This is a genomic window from Microcoleus sp. T3_B1 (assembly GCF_036700445.1).
Taxonomy (GTDB): domain Bacteria; phylum Cyanobacteriota; class Cyanobacteriia; order Cyanobacteriales; family Microcoleaceae; genus Microcoleus.
The window spans coordinates 26,170-35,759 of sequence record NZ_JAUBOX010000082.1 but is presented as its reverse complement, the minus strand read 5'-3'; the positions used below and the strand labels follow the sequence as shown (position 1 = coordinate 35,759).

General features: G+C 45.5%; 7 protein-coding genes. 3 read left to right on the top strand and 4 right to left on the bottom strand.

The genetic code is table 11. From position 1 onward, the window contains the following. Positions 1-212 precede the first annotated feature (212 nt). Positions 213-1,691: a bifunctional orotidine-5'-phosphate decarboxylase/orotate phosphoribosyltransferase gene (locus QT990_RS29360; RefSeq protein WP_333466093.1), complete on the top strand. Its 1,479-nt coding sequence runs from the start codon at positions 213-215 to the stop codon at positions 1,689-1,691. A 425-nt stretch (positions 1,692-2,116) separates the two neighbouring features. On the opposite strand, the gene leuB is transcribed toward QT990_RS29360, so the two are convergent. Continuing rightward, positions 2,117-3,202, bottom strand: coding sequence for a 3-isopropylmalate dehydrogenase (gene leuB / locus QT990_RS29355; protein WP_333145250.1), 1,086 nt, complete (start codon positions 3,200-3,202; stop codon positions 2,117-2,119). 119 nt (positions 3,203-3,321) lie between these two features. On the opposite strand from leuB, the gene QT990_RS29350 reads away from it, so the two are divergent. Both QT990_RS29350 and QT990_RS29345 read left to right on the top strand, forming a co-directional pair. Then, entirely contained in the window at positions 3,322-4,164 is an 843-nt protein-coding gene (locus QT990_RS29350; protein ID WP_333145251.1) for a Uma2 family endonuclease, read from the top strand. A gap of 126 nt (positions 4,165-4,290) precedes the next feature. Continuing rightward, on the top strand, positions 4,291-5,496 hold the full coding sequence (locus tag QT990_RS29345; protein ID WP_333145252.1) for a DUF4336 domain-containing protein: 1,206 nt from the start codon (positions 4,291-4,293) through the stop codon (positions 5,494-5,496). Positions 5,497-5,719: 223 nt separating this feature from the next. Here the strand turns inward: QT990_RS29345 and QT990_RS29340 are convergent, their stop codons facing one another. The 3 genes from QT990_RS29340 to QT990_RS29330 all read right to left on the bottom strand — a co-directional run bounded on the left by QT990_RS29340 (position 5,720) and on the right by QT990_RS29330 (position 9,563). Continuing rightward, complete coding sequence (locus tag QT990_RS29340; protein WP_333145254.1) at positions 5,720-6,361, bottom strand: HEPN domain-containing protein; 642 nt, start codon at positions 6,359-6,361, stop codon at positions 5,720-5,722. 13 nt (positions 6,362-6,374) lie between these two features. Beyond that, the gene (locus QT990_RS29335) at positions 6,375-7,622 is read right to left on the bottom strand and encodes a DUF262 domain-containing protein (protein ID WP_333145255.1); all 1,248 of its coding nucleotides are present in this window, start codon (positions 7,620-7,622) and stop codon (positions 6,375-6,377) included. A gap of 117 nt (positions 7,623-7,739) precedes the next feature. Continuing rightward, entirely contained in the window at positions 7,740-9,563 is a 1,824-nt protein-coding gene (locus tag QT990_RS29330) for a metallophosphoesterase (protein WP_333145256.1), read from the bottom strand. Between the last annotated feature and the right edge of the window lie 27 nt (positions 9,564-9,590).

Sequence of the window (9,590 nt, the reverse complement as noted above, 5' to 3'; positions counted from 1 at the left end):
AGTTACGAAAGTGGCGGGGGAACTCCGTCACTCAAAAAAGCCTTTGAAAAAAAGGAAAAAGAAGCCTGCGGTCTAACTGTACTCAGTTGACCGTCAGGTTCGTTCACAAGATTCTTAATTTCAATTTCAACGGGGATCGGTTTCTTCCAGCACAACACCCCTCCCACTTTGATCTGCACTTTTTTAATTTCCCCTTACCTCCATAACACACTATGAGCGATCGAACCAACTTTTTCGATAAACTGTTAGCTGCTGTTGAAACCAATCAAAGTTTGCTGTATTTAGCCCTCGACCCCGACCCAGAAACCTTGCCCCCGCAGGTTTCCATGACTGGGGAAGAGACTCAAACTTTTGTAACTGATTTGTTGTCAAAGCTAAAAAGTGCGATCGACCAAACAGCCGATTTAATCTGTGCCTGCAAAATCACCCTCGGTTTTTACCAATCTCTCGGTATTGCCGGTTGGGCATTGCTGCAAGAAATTTTAACAATTATTCCCCCTCACCTGCCAGTAATTTTAGATGCCAAACACTGCGATTTAAACACCAGCACAGTCTTTGCCAAAATAGTATTTCAAGACTGGCGAGTTGACGCTATTACCTTAAGTCCCTATGCCGGATTCGACCAAGTAGCGCCTTTTTTGTTATACGCTGGAAAAACAGTTTTTGTCCTCTGTGCCACCGCCAACCCGTCAGCGGCGGCTGTGCAAGAATACCCGACGCCAAAAAACCCTTTGTACTTGCAATTAGTCCGACTCTCTCAAACTTGGGGAACTCCCGAAAAACTCGGTTTAGAAGTAGGAATAATGCCGGATATGTTAGCTCGCATCCGCAAAGAAGCTCCAGAACGCCTAATTTTAGTCGAAGGAGACATCGCCGAAGAAAATGACCTCACAGAAGAAAACGACCTCGCACAACTGCTGGCGGCCGGTTTAAGCACAAATGGTGACGGTTTGCTGCTGCCAGTCCCCCCAAGTTTATTAGCCCAGAAAGAGCCACGCCCAGAAATTGAGAAATTGCGGGATAGTATTAATAAACAGAGGCTGCGGGCGATCGAAGGTAGCCCCACTTGCGAATTGTGGCTGCCCGATGTTTGCTTTTTACAACCCGAACCTCACCGCGATTTAATCTTGCAACTTTATGACATCGGCTGCGTAGTTTTTGGCGACCACGTACAAGCATCCGGCGCCGTATTTCCATATTACATCGACTTGCGGAAAATTATTTCAATTCCGCAGATTTTCCACCAAATTGTCAGCGCTTATGCAGATATTCTCAAGGATTTAAAATTCGATCGCATTGCGGGAATTCCCTACGGTTCTTTACCCACAGCAACGGGTTTAGCATTGCGGATGGAACGCCCGATGATTTTCCCGCGCAAGGAGGTGAAAACTTACGGTGCAGGCAAATTGATTGAGGGGCATTTTCAGGCAGGAGAAACGATTGTCGTAGTCGATGATATTTTGATTAGTGGCAAAAGCGTAATGGAAGGCGCGGCTAAGTTAAAATCGGCTGGCTTGAATGTGGAAGATATCGTGGTATTAATCGACCACGAACAGGGAGTCAAAGATAAGATGCAGGCCAACGGTTATCGCGCACATTCTGTGTTAGCGCTTTCGGAAATAGCTGAAGTTTTGTATCGAGCAAATCGCATTGATACCGAGCAATTCCATCTTTTGACAGCCGAACATTAAACCCCAATTCCTGTAGGGGCGGGTTTTACCAACCATCTGGGCTAAAAATTAATAATCTTATAAACCCGCCCTCAATGTACTGCGGAACATTAAAACCCAATTCCTGTAGGGGCGGGTTTTACCAACCATAATTGCCTAAAACAAAAAATCTCATAAACCCGCCCAACCCAACAAACAATCATCACCTACATCTTAACATTCAATACAAATTTCAGGTTGATGTGGATTATTGGTGGGGTGGGGGCGGGTTTATCTAGATTGTTGGTAATCGTTATATATTATTCGTAAAACCCGCCCCTACCACGCTATGCGATCGACTTTACAAAACTTCAATCAAAGGTTATTAGTTGTGTGGGGGCGGGTTTATGAGATTGTGTGTGTGCGTCGAATATTATTCGTAAAACCCGCCCCTACCAGACCATCGATCAACCTTGCAAAACTTCAATTAAAGCATCGCCCATCGCTCGACAGCCAACGAGTTTCATGCCTTCTGACATGATATCGCCAGTGCGATAACCTCGATCCAAAACTTCGACAACGGCTTGCTCAATTTTATTAGCAGCTTCCGGTTGATTTAAGGCGTAGCGCAGCATCATTGCCGCGCTTAAAACTTGGGCGATGGGATTGGCTTTATCTTGTCCGGCGATGTCTGGTGCGGAACCGTGCACGGGTTCAAAAACTCCCGGCCCGCTTGCTCCCAAACTAGCAGAAGGCAGCATCCCAATACTACCAGTTAGCATCGCCGCCGCATCGGAAAGAATGTCGCCGAATAAATTGCCGGTGACAATTGTATCGAACTGTTTCGGCCAGCGAATTAACTGCATGGCGGCGTTGTCAACGTAGAGGTGAGAAAGTTCGACATCAGGGTATTCTGAAGAAAGGGCAATAATACGATCGCGCCACAGTTGCGAAACGTCCAAAACATTCGCTTTATCAACGGAACACAGCCTTTTCCCCCGCTTCCTGGCCGTCTCAAAAGCGACTCGCCCGATTCTATCAATTTCCGACTCCGTGTAAGCCATCGTATTGACGCCGCGTTTTTCGCCTGTTTCCGTCTCAAAAATACCTTTCGGTTTGCCGAAATAAATGCCGCCTGTGAGTTCGCGGATTACCATAATATCCACGCCTTCGACAACTTCCCGTTTCAAACTAGAAGCATCAACCAATTGCGGTAAAATAGTCGCAGGACGCAAATTTGCAAACAATCCCAATCCGGCGCGCAGTCCTAATAATCCAGTTTCAGGGCGCTGTTCGCGGGGCAAATTATCCCACTTGTAACCGCCAATAGCTGCTAACAATACTGCATCGCAGTTGCGGCATTTTTCCAGTGTTTCTTCTGGCAGCGGATTGCCTGTTGCGTCAATAGCAGCGCCGCCCATTAAAGCTTCTTGAAATTCAAAGCCGATGTCCAATTGTTGACCGACAAGTTTCAGGACATCTACCGCCACAGCGATAATTTCAGGGCCGATGCCGTCTCCTGGTAAAAGAGTGATGCGGTAGTTTTGAGTCATATCGATTTTGGAGTTTTGATTTGAGATTTGAGATTGAGAGTTAATGGGAATTCTTTGAAAATGCAAGACATTCTCACAAGGTTATAATCATATCAGGATAAGCAACCTCAGAATTGATTATGACATTCCCGACTTACCCGCCTGCTCAAGCTGAACCGCCTTTAGACCCCCGGCAGAGTTTGCCAACAATGTATGATTTACCTAGCGAAGACCCAAAGGAGCCCGGTTTGCCAGATACATTTCATTTAGATCAGCCGCAACTCTTGGAATTCACGTTTTTGCCGCCGGGATGGGATGCGGAACAAGTCTTTACAGCCAGTGACCTAAATTTGTATTACGATGCAACACAACCGCGCTGGCATAAACGCCCGGATTGGTTTGCTGCGGTGGGTGTGCCAAGGCTTTATCAAGGGCGCGATATGCGTTTGAGTTATGTAGTTTGGCAAGAACGGGTAAATCCGTTTGTGGTGGTGGAATTGCTATCGCCGGGCACTGAAGATGAAGATTTAGGGCGGACTGTTCAGCAAGCTGGGGAACCGCCGACTAAGTGGCAAGTTTATGAACAAATTTTGCGGATTCCTTACTATTTTGTGTTCAGTCGCTACACGGATGAATTGCGAGCTTTTCATCTTGTAGGAGGTCACTATGAACCTGCAGAATTAATTGATGGGCGGTTATTTATTCCTGAGTTGCAGTTGAGTTTAGGTTGGTGGCAAGGCACTTATAAGAGTATGAATCGGTTGTGGTTGCGGTGGTTTACGGCCCAAGGAGGGTTGATTTTGAGTCCGGGTGAAAGAGCAACGGCGGCGGAACGGCAACTGATAGAATCTCAACAGCAAGTAATTGAAGCTCAACAGCAACTGACAGAATCTCAACAGCAACTGACAGACTCTCAACAGCGAGAGGAAAGACTAGCGGCGCGGTTGCGGGAGTTAGGCATCGATCCTGAACAGTTGGTTTAATAGTTCTCGCACCCAGGCCTGGTGAAACCCGGTTTCAACTCCTCGAATCCGCGCAACAGGAGTGAAATAAGATAAAAATAGTTCGATCGCACGCACGTACAAAAAAATCGGCAAGGAGTCGCACCAGTGGCAGAGGGCGAAGGCATACCAACATCAGCACAGATTGATTATCGGGACTATTCTTGGGCCTTTTGGCCGGTCGTCCCCCTCTATCCCTACAGCAAGCGGCGCACCATCCGCAAGGAAATAGTCAAGGACACAATCTGGACTTTTGACCAACTACAAGGCATTTTCTACGTAGTCGTCCCGATTCGGATGACAGTAATTAAACTAGAACCCGAAGGCCTTCTCGTCTACGCCCCGGTTGCACCGACTCCTGAGTGCATCCGCTTGGTAAAAGAGTTAGTAGCAGAGCACGGCGAGGTGAAGTACATCCTGCTGACAACGGTTTCAGGCATCGAGCACAAAGTTTTTGTCGGCCCCTTTGCGAGGTGTTTTCCCGAAGCGCAGGTGTTTGTCGCCCCGCAGCAGTGGAGTTTCCCGGTGAATTTGCCGCTGAGTTGGCTGGGTTTGCCCGCGAAACGCACCTCTGTACTGCCCTTTGACAGCAGCAACACCCCCTTAGCCGATCAATTTGACTGGGCAATTCTCGGCCCGCTGGACCTCGGTTTGGGCAGATTTGCTGAAGTTGCGTTATTTCACAGACGATCGCGCACCCTGATGCTAACAGATTCCATAGTTTCCATTCCCGAAAATCCCCCCGCGATCGTCCAACTCGACTCGTACCCGCTGCTATTTCACGCCAAAGACAGCGCCTCGGACACGGTGGCAGACACCCACGAAAATCGGCGCAAAGGGTGGCAGAGAATCGCCTTATTTGCCATGTATTTTAGCCCTAGCGTGCTGGAAGTGCCGCCGTGGTCGGAGGTATTTGCCAAGGCACGAGAAGCGCCAGAACGCTCTAGGAAAGCTTATTTCGGGTTATATCCGTTCAAGTGGAAAACACATTGGGAGCGATCGTTTGAGGCTTTGCGGGGAGGGGGGCGGTTGTTTGTCGCGCCGATTTTGCAGACATTGATTCTCAACCGCGCCCCCAGGGAAACTCTCGATTGGGTGGATAAAGTGGCGAGTTGGGACTTTGAAAAAATTGTACCTTGTCACTTCGATGGTGCGATCGACTCCCGGCCGCGTGAATTTCGGCAAGCATTCTCGTTTCTGGAAAAACACTCGCCAGTTAATTCTTTACCCGAAGACGATTTTAAATTGCTCAGGCAGATTGATGCGGGTTTGAATAAAACAGGTTTGGTTCCGCCTGCGAAAGACAAGGTTTAATCGGAAATTTTGCACCATTCTGAATAAGCTGTTTGAGCACAGGCAAGATGCCTGTGCCACAAGAAAATAAAGTATTGTGGAACGGGCATCTTGCCCGTTTGAGCACAGGCAAGATGCCTGTGCCACAAAAAAATAAAGTATTGTGGAACGGGCATCTTGCCCGTTCCGGCTAGAAGCCTACCAAAAAGATTAAACTCTTGACAATTGGTGTCGGTTTATTCATTTATCTCATTAAATTATTAATCAGCTCATCCACCCTCAAAAGTTCTTGAATAATTTGCTCTACCCTCTGCAGTTCATGTATAGGATTTATGCTTCTAATAGTTTTCGGGGATGTAGCTGAAGTATGTGCCGCCACACCTCTTTCTTCCCCAAACGTATTCATGGTAGCCAGCCAAGCAGGCTCTAAATCATCGGTATCTATTCCTATTGGCAAAAGCAACGCCAGAAGATTAGCTTCTTTGATGCCATGATTCTGGTCAATGCTTCGCTTAAAACTATTAATAGCTAAATCTATTTTTTTGTTGACTTTTATTTTTTCCGGTGGCAAAGCTTTACTTCCCTTAGTTGGAGTCAGTGTATCTGGTGGTGCTTCCATCATTTGACCAGAAAAGCCAAGCAAGCAGATTAAAGTACGGCAACTCTTACCCTGACTATCCCAATTCTTTTTAGCATTAAGGGCTGCTTCCCAAACTCTGTCCTCAAAATAAGCCTCAATTTCGGCATGAACTAAAACTCTGTAGGCAAGAGTTAAGGCTAGCTGCCGCTCGGAATATGAACCTAGAGGATTAATCTTAGGAAAAAATTGTTTTTTTAACCTATTTAACTGCTGGGTTAGAGTACGAAATCTAACGGATTTTGGCATACCTCTTAATAACTTACCTCAAACCGTTAAAGATAATATGGTTATCTACGAGTTCAGGTACATTAAACTCTACATCCAAAACCTTTAACAAAGCTTTGCCCCACAGTGAGAGACGAGTATGAGTTTCGCGAATGCTAGTTGTGCTTTTCTCAACAGCTTCTCTGAATTCGCTATTAGATGATGAACATAACTCTTTAAAAGCTTTTTCCACACCCGCCGGATTCTTCTCAGCAGCTTCACTAATAACTGAATCTGAAAAATAAAAAACCATTACATCTAAAATAGCTCGATTAAACTTGCCTCGGTAAGTATTAGAACTACTCAACCACACGCGAAATATATTTTCTTCTCCAAATATTGTAGTGGTTGTTTGCACTGCCTTTTCAAATTGGCTAACTGTATATCTGACCTCAGTTTCTTTCTCTTTCCAATCCTTGTTGAGCTTTTTGCAAGTCATATCCAGGAACACTTTAAGATTACCGCGATAATCGGATAAAAAATGATGGAATCCTACATATCGCAGTAATAATTCGACATCGCGCATCCGAGGATCGGGATTTGGGGATTTAAGTATTTTTCTTAAAGCCTGATTTTTAATTGATTCGTCATCTAAAAAATTGATGAAATCACCTGGATGCAATGCTTGCCTGAGTTCTTGTGGAGATAGCGGAGTATTTTCTAAATTCAGACGGAGAAAAATTTTGTAGAGTAAACTTTCTGTATGCCAATTCCTAATCAATGTAGTACGAAGAGTTTGATTATCGAGTGCATCAAGTACAGAACTATGGAGAAGATCGTTTTTTAGAGCCTCATGCGTACAACCATTGAGTTCAGGTCTAAATTCTAAGTTTTTCAAAGCAAAACTATCGTTGGGAGTTTCGCTCCTTCCATAAAATTGCAGAATCGTAAGCAAGCGTTGCTTGCCGTCAAGAACTACAAATTTTCCGCGCTTTTTATCTTGAGAAGCCAAAACTATATCTGGAATGGGAAATCCTAGAAAAATAGATTCAATAAACCTGCTTTTGCGAGTTATATCCCAAGCATCTCGTCTTTGAAATCTTGGATTAAGTTGAATATTGTCACGAACAAGTTGATCGAGTATGGTGGCTGTCGTCCAGTCATTTCCAGCTACAATTATTTCGGAAATTTCGTCTAAGACTGATTTGGAATTACCATTAGATTCAAGCTCATAATCTAGAGCTTCATCTTCCTCATCAAAGCTTACTTCTTCGGGTTTTTCTAAGAGGTTTAGTTCAGGCATGACCGCGCTCTACTTGGTAAGTTTAATTGGGATACAGTATACCTAAGTATAGCAAAAGTCAGAAGCCTTAAGTTATCATAGGAGTAACTAATTTATCGATTATGAAAACGATCGCTTTTAATTTTTACGGATTTTTAAGCTAGATGGCGAATTTTTCAACTTAAACTCATCAAACTTCACCACTTGCGACTCCGGTTTCCGCGTATCGAAATAGTAGCTACTCACAACACCACTACCCGTATCAAAAATAGTAAAAGCCGTAATATCATTGCTATCAATATACGGCAGCGGCCGCCCATCCTTCCCCAACAAAGGCGCAACAGTCGGCACCACAGGTTCCAATCCGTTCGGGTCTCCAATAGCGCTGTAATCTTCCCGATATGCCGGCGGCACAAATCGGCGCTTTTCCCCCACAAAAGCACCGTAACTGTTGCCTACATTAGAACTCTCCAAAAAGTGCATTCCGCTGGAACTGACAAACCGATTCCACAAGTGCGAATGTCCGTAAAATACCAACTGCACCCCCGCTGTTTCTAGTAGCGGCACTACATCCCGAATCAGATAATCTTGCTGTTTCGGATATTCGTAACGCACCATTTTAATCTCGCCATCGAGAGCGAGATCGACTATTTGCACAGGGTCAGTATAAGCAGGTACAATATTGTCACCCAGAGAATGCGGCGGGTGGTGAAACATCACAATTTTATATTTTGCCTGCTGGAATTCCGAACTCTTTAACTCTTGTTGCAGCCAATTATATTGAGCGCTGCCCTTGACAATCGGCTCAAAAATATGCTGTCCGTATCCCCATTTTTCGGAATTATTAAAATCTGCGTCCCGTTCGCGATACCTGCCTCTCGCACCCGGATCTAAATTCGGAGTCCGCCAGATATTCGTAGCATACAAAGTCACTAACCGCACGTCCCCAAAAGTCACAGCATAGTAATTTTTGCCTCCCGGTAAATTGAAAATCTCGTCATAGGTATCGCTATTAAAACTATTGTTTTTTAGCCATCTTTCCCGCACAGAAGAGTCATTACTAGGATTCAAAGAGGCAGCACGTTGAGCGTATATTTTCTCGGCAGCGACGCGGGGAAAAGGATCATTAAATTGCTCACCGAGTGTGCTGTTAGTTGCAAAGCGACCCATGATTTCGTGATTGCCAATGGCGGGAAATAAAGGCGCGTGTTGGATCAGTTCGCCGCCGCTGTAAACGGTTTTGATGCCGTTTTTGTCGAGTTCGGAAAATGCGCGCCCTTGCATAGCGGGAAAGAAGGCGCGGCCGCGATTTTCGTCAAACCATTCGGAAGCGCGATCGGGTATATTAATTAAATCCCCTGCCATAAAAACCGCGTCAACTCTCCCAATGGTTTCGGCTACTTTCTGGAGATTTGCTGCTGTCATCGGCATCAATTGATGGTCGGAAGTGAGGAGAATTTTGAGCGCAACTCCTGCTGCTGGTGTGGGAGAAAGAGTGAAAACTTTGCTGCTGACAGATGCGCCGTCTTTCCTTTCGCTAGTGACTCGATAAGGAATGCGAGCACCGGGCCTTAAATTGGAGACTTCTGCTTCGTGGCGCCAGATGTCGCGGACAATTGGATTGCTGTCAATGATGCTTTGTTTCATTTCATCGGAAATGCGCGAGTCTTTGTCTTCGCGAGTGCGGCTTAGCTTGGTAGTATTTGCCGCCGCAATTTCCTTCAGATTTTCGCCGTAAGCAACCGTGTTGCGAGTACCGGCAAACTCGGTGAACCAGACAACTCGCACCGAGTTTGCTGTTGGAAGTTGCAGAAACGGATCGGTTAAAAGCTGAGGTTTGTTAAGATAAGATTGCATAAGGAAACCTAGCAAGAGGACAATCAAAATCAAAACAGCAAAAAACCAGGGATTGCGAGAATAACCTTTGGGATTTCCTACTTGGTTGGGCAATGGTGTTAACATAATTCATTAGTCATTAGTTTGTAAGGG